Genomic DNA, 17,775 nt, shown 5'->3' with positions numbered 1-17,775 from the left:
GTGGTTATACTTTTTTGTACAATGTAGAATGTAAAAAGTACAAAGTAAAATGTAAGCTTTACTTCAAAGTATCTCCAAACTATGTTTTATAAAACAAGAAGCTTGCTTTCATCCAACAAGAAGCTTCTAATTAGTCAACGAGAAGCTTCTTCTTGATAAAAAGGAAGCTTCCTTTTTACAACTAACTCAGAACTTACTACTCATAACTCGAAAAACACCCCTATAATCCCCTCAAGGGGATAGTTTTGTTTAGATTTTTATTTTGTAAACCTTAATTCTTACGTCTTATTACTTACAACTCAAAACTTACAACTTGAAAGAGATTCTTCACTTCGCTATCGCTACATTCTGAATGACAGTTTTTATTTTCATTATCCTTAATCCGCATTAGGGATAGGTTTACTTAGTTTTATCCCTTTAAAAATCAAATTATTTTCAATACCAATTTGTTGAATAATAAAGATAGAATCATTTTTATTTTTGATTTTAAGCGGAGAATATTTACCAGTTTCATCTTTATATGTAATATTGGCTATTTTAAAATTATTATTCATTGTTAAATCATTACACACAATTATTATTCTCTCTTTTCTTTGTATAATATCTAAAGAATGAATTATTAATTCATATTTATCAATATTATTTAAATATCTTTCATCATTAAATGTAAAATTTTTTATATCAATTTTTTTATTTCTCTCTTTGTAAAAATCCATACCTTCATTAGATATCTTAAATTCTAAATCAAAATCTTTATTATCTATAGTAGGATTATAATACCAATAAATATTTAGACCAATAAATATCAGTATTAGAATTACTATAATATATTTAATATTCTTTATCATTATTTTAAATATTGCATTCTTAAATATACTTAAAATGTACAAAAAAGCCCAACCGAAGTTGAGCTTGTATTTATCCAAAATAAAATGAATCGCGATCATTTAGGAAATTAAAATGCTTTCGAGTTTTATCTTGTTCTTCTTTATCAATTTCGAATTGTAAAATTTCGGGATGATTGTTTATCGTTTTCAAATCTTGTCCTAATGTATCAAATAAATGCGAATCGCCTTGATATTCGAGATTATAGCCATCTACACCAATTCTATTTACACCAGCAACAAAAGCCATATTTTCTATTGCTCGAGCTTTTAGAAGTGAAATCCAAGCTTCTCGACGCGCTTTAGGCCAACTTGCGTTACAAAGTATCAAATCGTAGGGATGTTCTTCTGTATTGCGAATCCAAACAGGAAATCGTAGATCGTAGCAAACAATAGATCGAATTTGCCATCCTTTATAATCTATTGTTACAATTTTATCTCCTGCAGAATATACGCCAGCTTCTTTTCCGTAACTAAACAAATGTTTCTTATCGTAAATGTAAATAGAGCCGCTTGGACAGATGAAATAAAATCGGTTATAGTATTTATCGTTTTCATGCGTAGAAATGCTTCCAGCAATCGCAGAATTCAATTCTTTAGCTTTGTGTTGCATCCATTCGAATGTTTCTCCAAAAGGTTTTTGACCAATTTTTTCTACATTCATCGAGAATCCCGAAGCAAACATTTCTGGTAACAATATAATATCAGTTTGATGATTGGCTAATAATTCATCCAAATAAGCGTGATTAGCTTTTGCATCTTCCCAGATTACATCGTATTGTATTAATGATATTTTAAGTTTATTTTGAACTTCCATTATTGATAAATTTTTGATCTAATTTTGGTTTATTAGATTGGTTGATGATGTAATACATAAAGATAAATATAAAAAAACCAATAAACGAACCACCAACTGTATCAATCGCGAAATGGCGTGACAAGTAGATTCTACTAATTGCGATACTCGGAAAATGCATTGCAAAAAATAATTGTAACCATCTGTTTTTGGTTAATAAACATAAAGTCATCGAAATTATTGCGGCTGTTAATGAATGTCCCGAAGGAAAAGTTGAAGCCATTTGTATCGCATAATCTTTGACTAGAATAATGTCTATTTTTTTCTGTGTAAAATAATATCCAGGACGTAAAACTTGTTCGAAATAGACATTCTTAAAAAAGACACTAATTGTTGTTGCAACTGCTCCAGAAGCTAATAAATAATAAAAATATCTTCGAGTTGTTTTCCAAAATAGATAACCAAGAAGTATAAAAAATAAATAATAGGTTCCGAAATCGGTATAAAAAACAAAGAGTTTATCGAGATAATGATTGCTGTATTGATTGAAATGCAGATGTAATTCGTCGCGTCCATAATATTGCGTCATAGCAATTGCAGCAAAATTGTAGATAAAAAATACGACAAAAAATGGCCAAATTCTTAGAAATAAATCTTTTTGTTGATTCATTTGAGTTGGGTTTTTAAATAACATTTATGATGATATTCTAAAATAAGTTTAGAATGAAATACTTCAAATTTAGGCAAAAAAAAACTTGACTAAATAGCCAAGTTTTAAAACGTTTTAATATTGTTTAAAAAAATTATTTTACTTTTTCTACGATTGCTTTGAAAGCTTCTGGATTGTTCATCGCTAAGTCAGCTAAAACTTTACGATTTAATTCAATTCCAGCTTTGTGGATAGCTCCCATAAATTTAGAGTAAGACAATCCGTGTAATCTTGCTCCAGCGTTAATTCTTTGAATCCATAACGCACGGAAATTTCTTTTCTTTTGACGTCTATCGCGGTAAGCGTATACTAAACCTTTTTCTACTGCATTTTTAGCAACAGTCCAAACGTTTTTTCTTCTTCCGTAATATCCTTTTGCAAGTTTTAAAACTCTTTTTCTTCTAGCTCTTGACGCAACTGCGTTTACTGATCTTGGCATAATTTTTAATTTTTTTGTAGTGGGCGAGATTGCTCTGCTTTAAGGCCCATCGACAGGGTTAATAATGAATTAATAAACCAAATAAGAACACGTTCTTATTTTAATCTTAATTGTTGTTTTACTGAATGAACATCAGCTTGATCAACTAAACCAGTTTGAGTTAAATTTCTCTTTTGTTTAGTCTCTTTTTTTGTTAGGATGTGGCTTTTAAAAGCGTGTTTTCTTTTAATTTTACCTGTTCCTGTTAATTTGAAACGTTTTTTCGCTCCAGATTTTGTTTTTAATTTTGGCATGATTACAAATATTTAAAATTAAAACGTTTTTTATTTTTTGTAAGATGATAAGAACCTAATTATTTCTTAGGTCCCATCATCATAATCATTCTTTTACCTTCAAGTTTTGGCATTTGTTCTACTTTTCCAACATCTTCCAATTCTTGAGCTAAACGTAACAATAAGATTTCTCCTTGATCTTTAAAGATAATAGAACGTCCTTTGAAGAAAACATACGCTTTCAATTTCGAACCTTCTTCTAAGAAAGATCTTGCGTGACGTCTTTTGAATTCGTAATCATGATCATCTGTTTGAGGACCGAAACGAATTTCTTTTACGACAACTTTCTGCTGTTTAGCTTTAAGCTCTTTTTCTTTTTTCTTTTGTTCGTATAAGAATTTTTTGTACTCTACGACACGACAAACAGGTGGAATGGCTTTTTCACTGATCATTACCAAATCTAAACCTTGTTCTTCTGCAAGTTCTAAAGCTTTAGCTATTGGATATACACCAGGTTCTATACCTTCTCCAACAACGCGTACTTCTTTCGCGTCAATCTTATCATTGATCTTGTGTTGATCTTCCTTAATTACTCTGGCTGGACCTCTGCCGCCTTTTCTTCTAATTGCGATAGTTATTCTGTTTTAAATTATTTTAATTTGATTTGTTCTTTCATGAAGTCGATAAACGCTTGAATCGTCATCTCTCCTAAATCACCTTCTCCGTGTCTTCTTACAGAAACTGTACCGTTTTCTGCTTCTTTTTCACCGATGATTAACATGAAAGGAATTTTACCGATTTCGGCATCACGGATTTTTTTACCAGTTTTCTCGTTTCTACTGTCAATCAGTCCGTTAATTTCTTCTTCGGCCAGCAAATTTAATACTTTTTCTCCATATTCCACATATTTTTCACTAATTGGTAAAATTGTGAATAAATCTGGTGTTAACCAAAGTGGTAAATTACCTGCTGTATTTTCTAACAAAATGGCAATGAAACGTTCCATAGAGCCAAATGGCGCGCGGTGAATCATTACTGGTCTGTGTTTTTCGTTGTCTGCTCCAGTGTAAGTTAAATCAAAACGTTCTGGTAAATTATAATCCACTTGGATTGTTCCTAACTGCCATTGACGTCCTAATGCATCTTTCACCATAAAGTCTAACTTAGGTCCATAGAATGCAGCTTCGCCATATTCTACAACTGTTGGTAAACCTTTTTCTGCTGATGCTGTGATAATTGCTTGTTCAGCTTTTTCCCAGTTTTCATCAGATCCGATGTATTTTTCTTTATTCTCTGGATCTCTTAATGAGATTTGAGCCGAATAATTGTCAAATCCAAGATTTGTAAATACATATAATACTAAATCAATTACTTTTTTGAATTCTTCTAATAATTGATCTGGTGTACAGAATAAGTGAGCATCATCTTGAGTAAATCCACGAACACGAGTTAAACCGTGCAATTCTCCTGATTGTTCGTAACGGTAAACTGTACCAAACTCTGCATAACGTTTTGGTAAATCGCGGTATGACCATTGAGAAGTTTTGTAAATCTCACAGTGATGCGGACAGTTCATTGGTTTTAACAAGAATTCTTCTCCTTCGTTTGGTGTTTTAATTGGCTGAAAACTATCTGCACCATATTTTGCATAGTGACCAGAAGTTACATACAATTCTTTTTGACCAATGTGCGGAGAAATTACCATTTCGTAACCCATTTTTTGTTGCTCTTTCAATAAGAAGTTTTCTAATTTTCTTCTCAAAGCAGCTCCTTTTGGTAACCAAAGTGGTAAACCTGCACCAACTTTTTCTGAGAAAGCAAATAAACCTAATTCTTTACCTAATTTACGGTGATCACGTTTTTTTGCTTCTTCTAATAACTCAAGATATTCTGTTAAATCTTTTTGTTTTGGAAATGTAATACCATAAACACGAGTCAACATTTTGTTTTTCTCGTCTCCACGCCAATAAGCTCCAGCAACATTCAAGATTTTTGCAGCTTTCACAATTCCAGTGTTTGGAATGTGTCCACCACGACATAAATCTGTAAAATTATCGTGTGTACAGAATGTAATATCTCCATCATTTAAGTTAGAGATTAATTCTGTTTTGTATTCATTGTCTTTATACGTTTCTAATGCTTCTGCTTTCGAAACTGAATATAATTTGAATTCAGCTTTTTTCTTTGCATTCTCTAACATTGCTTTTTCTACTTTCGCAAAATCAGCCTCTGTAAATTTATCCTCACCAAAATCAACATCGTAATAAAAACCTTTGTCAATCGCAGGTCCAATTGTTAATTTCGCATTTGGATAAAACTCTAAAATAGCTTGCGCTAATAAGTGAGCAGATGAATGCCAAAAAGCTTTTTTACCCATTTCATCATTCCAGGTTAACAATTTGATCGTTGCATCTGTGGTGATTGGGGTTGTTGTTTCAACTTGTTGATCGTTTACTATAGCCGAAATTACATTACGTGCTAAACCTTCACTAATGCTTAGCGCCACGTCCATAGGAGTTACGCCACTCTCATACTGTTTTACACTTCCATCTGGAAGAGAAATGTTTATCATCTTACTTTTAGAATTTGTACTAAGATGCAAAATTACGAATTTTCTGCAAGTTGACGAAATTTTTAAAGAGTTGATTTTAGCTAAAATATTAAGTAAACAGTTGAATTATTGTTTTGAATGAAATTATCTTGTTTTCGATAAAATTAATATCGAATTATTTCTTTATAAACTTTAAAACTTCGTTCGATTCTTTTGTTTTAATATAATACATTCCAGCCGCTAAGCCTTGACAGTCAATCGTTATATTTGACTGATTATTTATGCGAACCGATTGTACAATTTGTCCAACTGAATTGTAAATAAAAAGTATATTATTTTGAGCATTTAATTGAGTTTTATCAACTCCAATTATAATTTTATCATTCGTAATATTTGCTGATTGCAACCAGATAAATGGTTTTGATTCAATTGATTTTGTACTTAAACTCTCATGAATTTTAAATTGCATGACAATAGGTAAATGATCGCTCATATTATACAAATTAGTTCGTAAAGTTTGCGAGTAGATACCTGTACAATCAGGATCTTTAACATCTTTATTCAAGCAATCTCCATTATTTCCGTACGCTTTGTAACTATCGTTTATAAAAGAAAAACGTGTACTATTTTTGAAATTTTCGCTCATCATAATAAAATCAAAACGATCATCCAAACCGCCACTTGCTCCTGCATTAGTTCCGCTTCCAAAACCTACGTTAGAAACGCGCGTACTTTGTGTATGCAAATAACTAAAAGCTGGATTATCTTGCCAACTTCCAGGCGCATTGAGTGGATCTATCATCAAAATAGCATTCGCTGGATTGATAATTTCTTGATATGCTGGTTCTGATGAATTATAAAAATTAAAATCTCCAGCAAAAAGTACATACGTATTAGGTTGTGTTAATTTTTTCAAAGATTTTGTAACTTCTTGCACCATTTCCAAACGCATTTGACGATTTGCAGGTCCTGTACTCGATTTTAGATGTGCAACAAAAACTTCTAAATGAATAGGATCGTTTGAAGTAATATTTAATTGAAAAGAATATTGATTGATGTCACGATAAACTGTGGGAATTTTCTGTTGATTAACTAACGTTAATTTGCGTGTGTTATAAAAAACCATTGTTTGTAACGGATCATCTAATTTTGTTGTGTCAGCTACAAAAAGTGCGCGAGCAAATTTATCCGGTTGATTTTGCAAAGATGTATTTAAGATTAAATCAGCGCCATTTTCTGTTACTAATTCACAAATCATAAATAAATCTGGTTTGTATTCGTCTAAAATATCTCTTAAGATCAATTGACGATTTTGAGGAAGTGAATTCGGAAATTTGAACACATTATAAAACATTGTATTTAATGTTTCTTGTGAAAAAATAGAAACCGAAAGGATTAAAAATAAAAGGAGTAAATTTTTTTTCATATCAATTGATTTTAGTTTTACACTTCAACTTGAAATCTAAAAAAAATAATTTAGAATATCTTAAAGTTATTAATTATCAATTGAATAAAAAATTTTATTTCTGAAAACTAATGAATTTAAAGAATTATTTTGGTTAAAATATGGTGAGTTTTGATATATTTTTTATGAATGTGTTGAAATAGTTTTTATAAATTAATTATTTCAAACAAAGTCCTTTAATTTTTTTGGAGAAAGCAAATGTTGTTTCTGTAGGAAACACTATTCCGTCAATTGTGTAACCACCATTATTTTCGTGAGTATATGATTCAAATATTAATTGATTACTGTATTCCGAATCAATAGTTATTTGTTTACATTTATTTATTGTTGTGTTAAGTTTAGGAGATAGAATTATAAAATTTTTATTATCATTAATTAATGTAGAATTTATTAAATACCAATTTTGAGTTGAATCAATATTATTAACCATAAAAATTGTCTTTTGATAATTTTTTTTAGTTCCACAAGAAAGTAAACTGAAAATAATGAAAACGAAACAGATTATTTTTATTGACATAATGATTTAATTAAATCAGAATAAATATATACAAAAAAATCCAGTTCTGAAAAGAACTGGATTTTTGAAATATTTTATGAACGTGCTCGTCTGAAATATAAAAACAAAGTTAGTAATCCGAAGACGATGTTTGGTATCCACGAGGCGACAAGTGGCGACACATATCCTTTTTCGGAAAACGTAGACGTTGTTTGCGAGAAGAAAATGTAGACAAACGCTAACGAAATACCTACTGCAAGGTTGATTCCGATTCCTCCACGACGTTTTTTAGATGAAAGCGATAAAGCCAAAAGTGTCAAAATAATAGTTGAAAATGGACCGCTTAAACGGTTATTTAACTCATTTTCGTATGTATTTACATTGGCAGAACCTTTTGCTTTTTGTTTTTGAATAAATTCATTCAATTCGAAGGTATTCATTGTTTCAGCAACATATTCTTCTGGTAAAATTTCGTCAGGAGAAGCTGGCAACTTCAAATTTGTATTGGCTTCGTAATTTAACTTTTCGGTTTTATCCTTGTTAATTTCTCGCGTGTAAACACTCATTAATGCATAAGTAGAATCTTTATCATTCCAATTAAAACTTGAAGCGATGATTTGTTTCTTCAACTCAGTCGAATCAAATTTTTGATACATAAAAGAACTTCCTAATTTTTCTGTTCTGTCATAACTATCAACAAAAACAAATTCATCAGGAGAAATTTGCGAACCGATACGTTGTCGTTTATAATATTCTTCCTTGTCGTTATTACTCAATAAATGGGTGTATTGGTATTTATTTTTTTTGATATTTGCCCAAGGCAAAACCACATTTCCTACTACCAAAGCAGAAATAGCTAAAAATATAGCAACCCAAATATATGGAAGTGTAAATCGATAAAAACTAATACCACCCGAAAGTACACCTACAATTTCGGTTTGCATCGTCAGTCGTGATGTAAAATAGATCACAGTGATAAAAACGGCAATTGGTAAAAAGGTGTTAATAATCCAAATAGACCAATAAGGGTAAAATTGGGTTAAAGCCGAAAAAGCTGTAGAACCACTATCATTAATACGCCCTAATTTTTGACTAAGATCGACAATAACGGCGATAGTAGACAAAATCAAAACCATGAAGATAAAGGTCCCGATAAAGTTTCGGATGATGTATTTATCAATTATTTTCAAACTACAGACGTTGTTTTAATTGTGGAACAATTTGTTCTTTCCATTGAGCGAAATCTCCTGCTAAGATATGCTGTCTTGCAACTCTTACCAAATCTAAATAAAACGCAAGGTTGTGAACAGATGCAATTTGTTTTCCTAAAGCTTCGTTGGCATTGAATAAATGACGAACATAGGCTTTTGTGTAATAACTATCCACATAGCTTGTTCCGTTTTCGTCTAATGGTTCGAAACAATCTTTCCATTTTGCATTTTTCATGTTCATAACACCATTCCAAGTGAATAACATTGCGTTACGCGCATTACGCGTTGGCATAACACAGTCGAACATATCAACTCCTAAAGCAATACATTCGATGATATTCCAAGGTGTTCCAACTCCCATTAAATAACGAGGTTTGTCTTGTGGAAGAATTTCTGTTACGATATCCGTCATTTCGTACATCACAGGTTCTGGTTCACCAACAGATAATCCACCAATTGCATTTCCTTCTGCACCGAAATCTGCAATATATTTTGCTGATTCTTGACGCAAATCTTTGAAATCATTTCCTTGTACAATTGGGAAAAGTGTTTGTTTGTGATCGTAATATTCAGGATTATTGTTTAACCAAGTTCTACAACGCTCCAACCAACGATGTGTGACATGCATCGCACGTTTTGCATCGTGATATTTTGCTGGAATTCCTGTTAATTCGTCAAAAGCCATAAAAATATCAGCTCCGATATAACGCTGAATTTCCATTGATTTTTCTGGCGTAAACATGTGGTAAGATCCGTCGATATGCGATTTGAAACGTACACCTTCTTCAGATTTTTTACGACTTGTCGCCAAAGAATACACTTGGAATCCTCCAGAGTCTGTCAAAATTGGTTTTTGCCAATTCATAAATTTATGTAATCCACCCGCTCTGTGCAAAATATCTGTTCCTGGACGTAAATACAAATGATAAGTATTTCCAAGAATGATTTGGGCTTTAATATCTTCTTCTAATTCACGTTGGTGAACAGATTTTACTGTACCAACCGTACCAACTGGCATAAAAATAGGTGTTTCGATTTTACCATGATCGGTTTCTACAACACCAGCTCTTGCCTTAGAAAATTCGTCTTTTTTATCGATTGAAAATTTCATAGTGTGCAAAGATATTAATTGTTTAGCTTGTTGCGAGTTGGTTTCGAAAAAAATAACAAAAAAATAAGGATAAAGTTGCCTTTACCCTTATTTAGAAATTTTATGAAATGATTATTTTGTAAAACGTAATGACATTTTGCGATCAGAAGCTCTTTCTGCGTCAGAAGCTGTTTCAGCTACTTTTGCAAACTCTTCTCCGTAACCTTCGGCAGCAATAACTTGCGCACCAACACCACGTTTTGTTAATTCAGCTTTTAAGTAATCTGCTCTTTTTTGAGAAATTTCTTTGTTTTTCGCATCATCACCAACTTTATCTGTGTACGCTCCAAGTTTAATTTTTGCTGTTGGATATTTTTTCAAAATTGCAGCAACATTATCTAATTGAACGTCAGAACCTGGCTCTAATTGATCTGTTTTACCAAAAACGAAGTTAACATTATCAAAATTGAACCATTTTTCTTTTAATTGATCTTCTGTCATTGTTGCAAAATCTGGCGCTTTGATAAATTTGATAATTTGATCTTCTAATCCATTTGCGTATCCTTTCAAAGCAACACCATCTAAATCGATATCAGATAATTCTTTTGGTGCAGCGTTTAGAGAATCCTCATTCAATGAATCAACCACAATTTCAGTTTCTTCTGTAACAACTGTTTTTTCTTCGTTCTTATTGCATTTTTTTAATAAGAAAAAGGCTGCTAAAGCAACTAAAATTAATGGAATTAACCATTTCCAAAAACCTCCACCGCCATTGTTGTTATGAGTTTCTGCGTAAGCATCAACTGGTGCTACATAAGGTTTTTCTTCTGGTTTTACATCAACTACTTTTCTTGTTTCTGTAATAGTTTCAGTTACATGATCTTTTGCAACATCTATTGTTTCAGTGATTTTAGGCGCATCGTTAAACATTGTTCCTAAACCTAAAGCTCCAAGTCCTAAACCAGTAGGAATTAATCCTAAAATTTTATCTTTAATTCCACCTAAAGATGAAAAGAAATCAGATTCTGTAACATTGTTATATTCTGCTTCTTTTCCAATAGATCCAAAAGTTGTTAAAGCTGTTAAGTCTAATAATTTTGAAGATGAACCTGTCGAAATTCCAGCATATTCAGCAATTTTAGAAATGATTGGTTGAGCATTCGAACCAAAAATAACATTGATTAATTCTTTGATCGTGTCTGGCGTTTCTTGTTCTGTCGAGATATTTGCTAATCCACGAGAAGCACCAAAAGATTTGATGGTATGAAATAAACCAGTTGTTGAATTCTTTTTTTCTAAAACGCCTCCTAAAAGAATAGGAATAAATGCATTGATTGCTTTAGAAATTCCCGATTCACTTTCACCTAATTCTGAAGAAGTTTTCGAGATCAAATCTGGGGTAATATACCCTTTTACTAATTCAATAATGTTCATAGATTTTAATTTTTAATTATAGTCCTTTTTTGATTGTAATTTATTCTTAACGAATATTGTACCAATATTCATATTTATTAAAATTAGTTAAAAAAAATGATAATTTTTCTATTTTTTTGAAAAGATGTTAGATTGGAACTAATTTTATCAACTGAATTACTAATAAAAAAGAATAATTATGCAAGAGCAAGACAAAGTAGATAGTTTGCAAGATGTAATAACAACTCCATTTAAGGATTTAGAAAACTTTACACAATGGTTATTAACGAAAGGTTCTGAGGTTGGATGGAGCTTAGTTTCTGCTTTATTAACCTTAATAATTGGTTTTTGGGTAACAGGTAAACTTGTCAAGTTAATCGAAAAAAGAATGGTTGCACGAAATGTCGATTTATCAATTCGCACGTTTTTAATTCCAATTCTTAATATATTATTCAAAGCTATTGTATTAACTTTTGTTGTAGGACGATTAGGTTTTAATGCTTCTGGTTTTGTTGCAGCTTTAGGAGGTGTTGGTTTAGCAGTTGGTTTAGCTTTGCAAGGTTCTTTGTCAAATTTTGCAGCAGGAATTTTAATTATTCTTTTCAAACCTTTCAAAGTTGGAGATTATATCGTATCGCAAGGAAATGAAGGAAGTGTAGAGTCGATAAATTTACTAAATACAGTAATTGCAACTGCAAAAGGACAGATCATAACTTTGCCAAACGGGAATTTATTTAACAATCCAATTACCAATTATTCTGTAAAAGAATATCGACGATTAGATGTAAATGTTGGTATTTCTTATGATGATGATTTTGACAAAGCGCGCGAAGTTTTGTTGAATGTTTTAGAGAAAAATGAATTGGTTGATGATACACAATCTAAAACGGTTGAGATTCTAGAATTTGCTGCAAGTTCTGTGAATTTGGCTGTGCGTTGTTATGTGAAAAATAGTGATTATTGGACGGCTTATTGGCAATTGTATCGTGCAGTGAAATATGCGTTAGACGACAATAATATCTCGATGCCTTATCCACATACAGAAATGATTATTAAAAACGAATCGAACTCGTCAACAATTCCTTTCGAGAACAAAGATTAATGAAGTATTTACTTACCATATTATCAATTTTTTTGTCTGTGCATCTTTTTGCACAGACCGAATTAATTGAGAAACATCTCAATTCTGATTTTTATTCCACTCAATTCACAGGATTTTATTTGTATGATCCAATCACGAAAGAAGAAATTTATAATTATAACGGAAACAAATTTTTTATTCCAGCATCTAACACCAAAATTTTTACGTTGTATACAGCGATGAAAATGTTGAATGATTCGATTCCAGCATTCAAATATCAGTTGATTGGTGACGAATTGCATATTGAAGGAACTGGAGATCCAACTTTTTTGCATCCAAAATATAAAAATACACGAGCGTTAGATTTCCTGAAAAATAATGGTTCTAAAATTGTTTTTCATTGGAATAATTTCGACGAAGAATCTTTTTTACCAGGTTGGACTTGGGACGATTTTAGAAAAGATTATGCACCAGAAAGAAGTCAGTTTCCGATTCATGAAAATTTAGTTTCAATTTCGAAAAATGGAAGTTCAATCAAAACATTTCCGACATATTTTGAAGAATTGACAGAAATTAGAGAAATGCCAGAGCCGAGGAATTTCTATGATAATAAATTTTATATCAGCAATAAAAAACGAACAGAAAAAGTTCCTTTTATTGTGAATGAAACAGTGATAGAAAAATCGTTGTCGCAAATTTTGGGTAAACCTGTTGATATGGTCAAAACGCCAATGGTTAATAATCCGAAAGTGTTTTATAGTCAGAAATCAGATGATGTTTACCGCGAAATGATGGAAAATAGCGATAATTTTTTGGCTGAACATTTATTGATTTTAGCTTCGAGTACTTTGCCAGGAAAACTGAGCGCTTCTGAAACGATTACCTATTCGAAAAGATATTTATTGAATGATTTGAAACAACAGCCAGAATGGTTTGACGGTTCGGGATTATCGCGTTATAATTTGTTTACACCACAAAGTTTTGCACAAGTTTTAGGGAAAATGTATAACGAATTTCCAGAACAACGTTTGTTTTCTATTTTCCCAATCGGCGGTAAAACGGGAACAATCAAAAATAGATACAAAGATTCAACGCAACCTTATATTTACGCCAAAACAGGAACGTTGAACAATAATGTAACGTTGAGTGGTTATTTGAAAACTAAATCTGGAAGAACATTAATTTTTAGTTTGATGAATAATAATTCGATCAAAGATTTATCTTGGATTCGAAATGAGAACGAAAAGTTATTACGAATGATTAGAGATAATTATTAAATGTATTTGAAATAAAAAAGCCTTCCGATTTCGGAAGGCTTTTGCTTTATTAGAAAGACATCTTTACGGTGTCGTTATTTCCTGTTAATACTTTTGTGTCTTTTTTATTTTTGACATCAAAAGTTACAATGTTTTGTTGATCATTAAAAATATCTGTCAACAAAGCGACTTTTAGTTCTATAGAGCTGATATCAGAAATTTTATCAAACTTAAAGAAAACTCGTGTCGATTTATCATTTACTTGATAACCATAATAAGAAGTTCCTAAAGCTTTTCCATTTACTTTGACATCAACTTTACTATTTACATACGCTTTCAACTTGTTCTCAAAGTTAGATTTGTTCGAAACATCTGCACCAACTGCTTTTTCCAACTGATTGGTAAATGTACGCGCGGTTATGTTTAAAGTTCCGGTTTCTTGTTCGTAATCAACCTTGATATTTGCTGTATGGAAATCTTGGGCACTTAGGTTAAAAGCTACTAAAACCAAAAGCAAAGAGAATAGATATTTTATATATTTCATTTTATTTCTTAGTTTGTACAAGTCTATTTCAAATCGAGTGCCAAAGATTCTTAAAATTTAAAAGAAAGCTTTAGCGACTTGTTAATAACGAAATTAGAATAAAAAAATTATAAATCACATAAAAATATAAAAAGAGTATTAATAACTTAATACTCTTTTCTATGAATTTATTCTAAATTTTTAAGCAAACCAAACATGGTAAGGAATTCTACTTAAAATACAAACTAAACCAATAATTGCAAAGACTGCAACGCTCATTGGTACAGTTGTAGATCGTTTCAATTTTGCATTAGCAATTGTCATAAAAACAACACCTGCAATCATCATCATAGGGTGTTCAACAAAAGTTAATCTTAAGCCAGAATCTTTCATTATTCCTGATGGTTCTAAAGCAGAAAACATCATAATATAATAGACTAATCCAAGTAATAATTGAACGTGAAAAGTAATGGTTGTAAATAACCCGATTTTTTTAATTGTTGCGTTTGTATCTTTTTTAGAAATCGCATAAATTAATGTTGAAATCACAAAGATAACGCCCATCAAAATCACAAGATAAGCCCAGCCACTATGAAATTGTTTGATAAAATCCATTTTTCTAATTTTAGTTTTTCAATACAAAAATAATAAACCTTTTTACATAAATACTATTTGATGATATTTATGTGTTTTCAGAACAGTTTTTTAGATTAATCAAAATCTCGTAATTTCGCGCAAAATATATCCGAAATGGGAAAAGATAAAATCAGAAGATTTAACGAAAATAAAACTTTTCAGAATGTTGTTCAACCAACACGAGAAGAGGCGATTAATGAGTTTGCATTAAAAGGAAATTGGAACAAAGAATTTTTCAAGAACGATAATCCAATTGTGTTAGAACTTGGGTGCGGAAAAGGAGAATATACAGTTGCAATGGCGCGTCGTGACAAGGATCGTAATTTTATCGGAGTAGATATTAAAGGATCAAGATTTTGGCGTGGTGCTAAAACTTGTTTGGATGAAGGAATAGAAAATGCTGGATTTCTTCGAACTCAAATCGAAATTATCGATCATCTTTTTGCAGAAAATGAAGTGAGCGAAATTTGGATTACTTTCCCAGATCCACAGATTAAATACAGAAGAACAAAACATCGTTTGACAGATCCTGAATTTTTGAGACGTTACAATACAATCTTGAAACCAGAAGGAACAGTAAACTTAAAAACGGATTCTGAATTTTTACATGGGTATACACATGGTGTTATTCACATCGAAGGACACGAAGTGATTCGTTCTACACACGATGTTTATCATCCAGATCATTCGGATATTCCTGCAATTGTAACGGAAGTACAAACATATTACGAATCGAAGTTTTTGGAAGAAGGTAAAAAGATTACTTATATAAAGTTTCAATTAAAATATTAATAAAAAAATCCATCGAAAGATGGATTTTTTTATTTCAAATAAATCTGATAAAATATTATTAATCATATATTTGTTTTAACACTAATATGATTTTATGAGAAATAAATTTTTATTCCTTACGCCTTTTTTATTCCATGCTATTTTTTCTTTTGGGCAATCCAAAGAAAACTTCATTTTTGCGACAATGGAGACAGAGAATGCAATTTTTTTACAAAAAAATCATGCAGATTCAATTGATCTAATATCTTCGAAAGATAATTTATCTGCAATTTATTTTCATCCTGCAATTGCTGAAAGTTTGCACGGAAAATTTGCACATGGACATGGTTATGTTTTTCAAAATTCGAAAGAAGATGCACTTCAATCACTTCAAGAAAAGCCATCTCAGAAAAAAGCACCTTTCAATTATACAATATCAGAACAAGCTTTTATAACTACGGCTTTGAATGATGTTGATGTGAAAGAAATTGAGAAAACAATTTTGATGTTAGAAGGTTTCAAAACGCGTTATCATACACGACAAGAAGCAAATGATGCGGTTCTTAAATTGAAAGAAGTTTGGGAAAAAATGATTGCTGATGCAGGACGAACAGATGTTGCTGTAAGAATCGTTGGTCATGTGAATACACCAATGAAATCGTTGATTTTGACTTTTAATGGAATTGAAAAGAAAGATGAATTTGTGATTATTGGAGGTCACGCCGATTCGACTGTTGGTTGGAATGCAAATCAGACTTTTGCGCCAGGAGCAGATGATAATGCATCGGGAATTGCAACAATTACCGAAGTTTTACGTGTTTTGTTGAAAAATAATTTCAAACCGCAACGAACTACCGAAATTATGGCTTATGCAGCAGAAGAAATAGGTTTGGTAGGATCGAAAGAAATTGCGCAGAAATACGCTTCGGAGAATAAGAATGTGATTGGTTATGTACAATTTGATATGACGAATTACAAAGGTTCTACGAAAGATGTTATTTTGATGACGGATACTTATTGTGATGCAAATCTCAATTCGTTTTTGATGAAATTGATGGACGAATACAACAAAACGGGTTTACATCAATTCACGTATGATACTTCAAAATGTGGTTATGGATGCTCAGATCATGCGAGTTGGTCGGAAAATGGTTATGCGGTGACTTTACCTTTCGAGTCTAAAATGGGAGAAGATAATCCTAATATACACACAACCGGAGATACTTATGCGTTTATGGGAAGTACGTCTACGCATGCTGCGAAGTTTACAAAATTAGGAATAGAATATGTAGTTGAAGCGGCTAAAACCTCGACTTTAGGTACAAATGATATTGATAAAAATTCGTCTAAAATTTACATTTCAAATAAAATATTGAATTATCAATTAAATTTTAAATCTCCAATTTCGATCAAAATAATTGATGCAAGTGGACGAATGATTAAAACAATAAATACTGAAAATTCTAACGGAAGTGTAAATCTTTCTAATTTATCTACAGGATTTTATATCGCAACATTTCAAGATGATAATGGAAATAGTGTTTCACATAAATTTGTGTTCAAGTAATGAGTAGATATAGTATTTTACTAATAGTATTTTTTATATTAACAAGTTGTGGAAGTCAGTACAAAGAAAAGTTGTTTTATAAAAATATGTCTTGTGTAAAACAAGATAAATTAGCTGTTACTGAAAGAAATAAAATTTATCCTTATAATATATCAGAAAAAATAGTTTTAGCAACGTATCATCAACAAAAACCAGGTGTTGCAGGTGGTGAAATGTGGAGTTATTTTGTAAGTATGGAAGAGGATAAATCGTTGTTTGATAAATTAAGATTTGAAGATTATGTTGAACTAAATTCTTCTCAAAAAGATGAATTAACTAATCTAATTTTTAATTATGGATACTTGAAAGATTCAAATGTTCGCATGTCTTCAGGGTGTTATATGCCTAATAATGCTATATTGTTTTTAGACAAAGATGATAATTTATTAGAGTATATTGAAATATGTTTTGACTGTAATGCTTTTAGATCAAGTAATAAAGAAATTGACTTAGGTGATGAATGTATGCAGAAAATGGATTTATTGAATGAATTTTTCTTGAAATCAGGAATAAAGAAAACTAGAATGTTAAGATAAATAAAAAACAAAAAGCAAGCTGAAAAAAGCTTGCTTTTAT

General features: G+C 31.1%; 18 protein-coding genes. 5 read left to right on the top strand and 13 right to left on the bottom strand.

The annotated features are described in order from the left end of the window. Window positions 1–377: 377 nt before the first annotated feature. The 11 genes from N5D90_RS13275 to N5D90_RS13225 all read right to left on the bottom strand — a co-directional run bounded on the left by N5D90_RS13275 (window position 378) and on the right by N5D90_RS13225 (window position 11,347). Entirely contained in the window at window positions 378–848 is a 471-nt protein-coding gene (locus N5D90_RS13275) for a hypothetical protein (RefSeq protein ID WP_280062792.1), read from the bottom strand. Window positions 849–918: 70 nt separating this feature from the next. Next, on the bottom strand, window positions 919–1,701 hold the full coding sequence (locus N5D90_RS13270) for a nitrilase-related carbon-nitrogen hydrolase (protein WP_280062791.1): 783 nt from the start codon (window positions 1,699–1,701) through the stop codon (window positions 919–921). Beyond that, complete coding sequence (locus tag N5D90_RS13265) at window positions 1,685–2,350, bottom strand: phosphatase PAP2 family protein (protein WP_280062789.1); 666 nt, start codon at window positions 2,348–2,350, stop codon at window positions 1,685–1,687. Before N5D90_RS13265 ends, N5D90_RS13270 begins: the two co-directional genes overlap by 17 nt. 133 nt (window positions 2,351–2,483) lie before the next feature. Next, entirely contained in the window at window positions 2,484–2,828 is a 345-nt protein-coding gene (rplT, locus tag N5D90_RS13260; RefSeq protein WP_038337134.1) for a 50S ribosomal protein L20, read from the bottom strand. 95 nt (window positions 2,829–2,923) lie between these two features. After that, a complete protein-coding gene (rpmI, locus tag N5D90_RS13255; protein ID WP_038337133.1) occupies window positions 2,924–3,121 on the bottom strand; it encodes a 50S ribosomal protein L35 in 198 nt (65 codons plus the stop codon). Window positions 3,122–3,180: 59 nt separating this feature from the next. Continuing rightward, on the bottom strand, window positions 3,181–3,690 hold the full coding sequence (gene infC, locus N5D90_RS13250) for a translation initiation factor IF-3 (RefSeq protein WP_236688239.1): 510 nt from the start codon (window positions 3,688–3,690) through the stop codon (window positions 3,181–3,183). Window positions 3,691–3,749: 59 nt separating this feature from the next. Then, window positions 3,750–5,672 carry a threonine--tRNA ligase gene (gene thrS / locus N5D90_RS13245; RefSeq protein WP_038337131.1) on the bottom strand — a complete coding sequence of 641 codons (1,923 nt, stop codon included), beginning with the start codon at window positions 5,670–5,672 and terminating at the stop codon, window positions 3,750–3,752. Between the two features lie 154 nt (window positions 5,673–5,826). After that, window positions 5,827–7,077 carry a T9SS type A sorting domain-containing protein gene (locus N5D90_RS13240; RefSeq protein ID WP_038337129.1) on the bottom strand — a complete coding sequence of 417 codons (1,251 nt, stop codon included), beginning with the start codon at window positions 7,075–7,077 and terminating at the stop codon, window positions 5,827–5,829. A 630-nt stretch (window positions 7,078–7,707) separates the two neighbouring features. Beyond that, a complete protein-coding gene (locus N5D90_RS13235) occupies window positions 7,708–8,802 on the bottom strand; it encodes an LptF/LptG family permease (protein WP_280062787.1) in 1,095 nt (364 codons plus the stop codon). A 1-nt stretch (window position 8,803) separates the two neighbouring features. Next, window positions 8,804–9,934, bottom strand: coding sequence for a tRNA guanosine(34) transglycosylase Tgt (gene tgt, locus N5D90_RS13230; RefSeq protein WP_038337127.1), 1,131 nt, complete (start codon window positions 9,932–9,934; stop codon window positions 8,804–8,806). A gap of 111 nt (window positions 9,935–10,045) precedes the next feature. After that, entirely contained in the window at window positions 10,046–11,347 is a 1,302-nt protein-coding gene (locus N5D90_RS13225) for an OmpA family protein (protein WP_280062785.1), read from the bottom strand. A gap of 178 nt (window positions 11,348–11,525) precedes the next feature. Here N5D90_RS13225 and N5D90_RS13220 point away from each other — a divergent pair, with 178 nt between their 5' ends. Continuing rightward, window positions 11,526–12,428: a mechanosensitive ion channel family protein gene (locus tag N5D90_RS13220; RefSeq protein WP_180905406.1), complete on the top strand. Its 903-nt coding sequence runs from the start codon at window positions 11,526–11,528 to the stop codon at window positions 12,426–12,428. After that, window positions 12,428–13,684 carry a D-alanyl-D-alanine carboxypeptidase gene (locus tag N5D90_RS13215; RefSeq protein WP_280062784.1) on the top strand — a complete coding sequence of 419 codons (1,257 nt, stop codon included), beginning with the start codon at window positions 12,428–12,430 and terminating at the stop codon, window positions 13,682–13,684. Before N5D90_RS13220 ends, N5D90_RS13215 begins: the two co-directional genes overlap by 1 nt. A 49-nt stretch (window positions 13,685–13,733) precedes the next feature. On the opposite strand, the gene N5D90_RS13210 is transcribed toward N5D90_RS13215, so the two are convergent. Further along, window positions 13,734–14,207 (bottom strand): DUF6702 family protein, encoded by a 474-nt coding sequence (locus N5D90_RS13210; RefSeq protein ID WP_180905404.1) that lies wholly within the window; start codon window positions 14,205–14,207, stop codon window positions 13,734–13,736. 180 nt (window positions 14,208–14,387) lie between these two features. After that, on the bottom strand, window positions 14,388–14,801 hold the full coding sequence (locus tag N5D90_RS13205) for a hypothetical protein (protein WP_125349592.1): 414 nt from the start codon (window positions 14,799–14,801) through the stop codon (window positions 14,388–14,390). A gap of 135 nt (window positions 14,802–14,936) precedes the next feature. On the opposite strand from N5D90_RS13205, the gene trmB reads away from it, so the two are divergent. The 3 genes from trmB to N5D90_RS13190 all read left to right on the top strand — a co-directional run bounded on the left by trmB (window position 14,937) and on the right by N5D90_RS13190 (window position 17,735). Continuing rightward, complete coding sequence (gene trmB / locus N5D90_RS13200; protein WP_038337121.1) at window positions 14,937–15,614, top strand: tRNA (guanosine(46)-N7)-methyltransferase TrmB; 678 nt, start codon at window positions 14,937–14,939, stop codon at window positions 15,612–15,614. 94 nt (window positions 15,615–15,708) lie between these two features. Next, window positions 15,709–17,160 carry a M20/M25/M40 family metallo-hydrolase gene (locus N5D90_RS13195; protein WP_280062783.1) on the top strand — a complete coding sequence of 484 codons (1,452 nt, stop codon included), beginning with the start codon at window positions 15,709–15,711 and terminating at the stop codon, window positions 17,158–17,160. 86 nt (window positions 17,161–17,246) lie between these two features. Next, entirely contained in the window at window positions 17,247–17,735 is a 489-nt protein-coding gene (locus N5D90_RS13190; protein ID WP_280062781.1) for a hypothetical protein, read from the top strand. Window positions 17,736–17,775: the final 40 nt, after the last annotated feature.

Origin of the sequence: Empedobacter sp. GD03797 (genome assembly GCF_029842105.1) — a bacterium.
In the GTDB taxonomy this organism is placed as follows: Bacteria; Bacteroidota; Bacteroidia; order Flavobacteriales; family Weeksellaceae; genus Empedobacter; species Empedobacter falsenii_C.
This window is presented reverse-complemented; position numbering and strand designations above follow the sequence as displayed.

Bases quoted from the DNA above. Each gene is read 5' to 3' on its own strand.
- thrS (WP_038337131.1), bottom strand. From the start codon at position 5,672: ATGATAAACATTTCTCTTCCAGATGGAAGTGTAAAACAGTATGAGAGT.
- N5D90_RS13265 (WP_280062789.1), bottom strand. From the start codon at position 2,350: ATGAATCAACAAAAAGATTTATTTCTAAGAATTTGGCCATTTTTTGTC.
- N5D90_RS13225 (WP_280062785.1), bottom strand. From the start codon at position 11,347: ATGAACATTATTGAATTAGTAAAAGGGTATATTACCCCAGATTTGATC.
- N5D90_RS13275 (WP_280062792.1), bottom strand. From the start codon at position 848: ATGATAAAGAATATTAAATATATTATAGTAATTCTAATACTGATATTT.
- rpmI (WP_038337133.1), bottom strand. From the start codon at position 3,121: ATGCCAAAATTAAAAACAAAATCTGGAGCGAAAAAACGTTTCAAATTA.
- N5D90_RS13215 (WP_280062784.1), top strand. From the start codon at position 12,428: ATGAAGTATTTACTTACCATATTATCAATTTTTTTGTCTGTGCATCTT.
- N5D90_RS13195 (WP_280062783.1), top strand. From the start codon at position 15,709: ATGAGAAATAAATTTTTATTCCTTACGCCTTTTTTATTCCATGCTATT.
- N5D90_RS13205 (WP_125349592.1), bottom strand. From the start codon at position 14,801: ATGGATTTTATCAAACAATTTCATAGTGGCTGGGCTTATCTTGTGATT.
- N5D90_RS13240 (WP_038337129.1), bottom strand. From the start codon at position 7,077: ATGAAAAAAAATTTACTCCTTTTATTTTTAATCCTTTCGGTTTCTATT.
- tgt (WP_038337127.1), bottom strand. From the start codon at position 9,934: ATGAAATTTTCAATCGATAAAAAAGACGAATTTTCTAAGGCAAGAGCT.
- rplT (WP_038337134.1), bottom strand. From the start codon at position 2,828: ATGCCAAGATCAGTAAACGCAGTTGCGTCAAGAGCTAGAAGAAAAAGA.
- N5D90_RS13220 (WP_180905406.1), top strand. From the start codon at position 11,526: ATGCAAGAGCAAGACAAAGTAGATAGTTTGCAAGATGTAATAACAACT.
- N5D90_RS13190 (WP_280062781.1), top strand. From the start codon at position 17,247: ATGTCTTGTGTAAAACAAGATAAATTAGCTGTTACTGAAAGAAATAAA.
- trmB (WP_038337121.1), top strand. From the start codon at position 14,937: ATGGGAAAAGATAAAATCAGAAGATTTAACGAAAATAAAACTTTTCAG.
- N5D90_RS13210 (WP_180905404.1), bottom strand. From the start codon at position 14,207: ATGAAATATATAAAATATCTATTCTCTTTGCTTTTGGTTTTAGTAGCT.
- N5D90_RS13270 (WP_280062791.1), bottom strand. From the start codon at position 1,701: ATGGAAGTTCAAAATAAACTTAAAATATCATTAATACAATACGATGTA.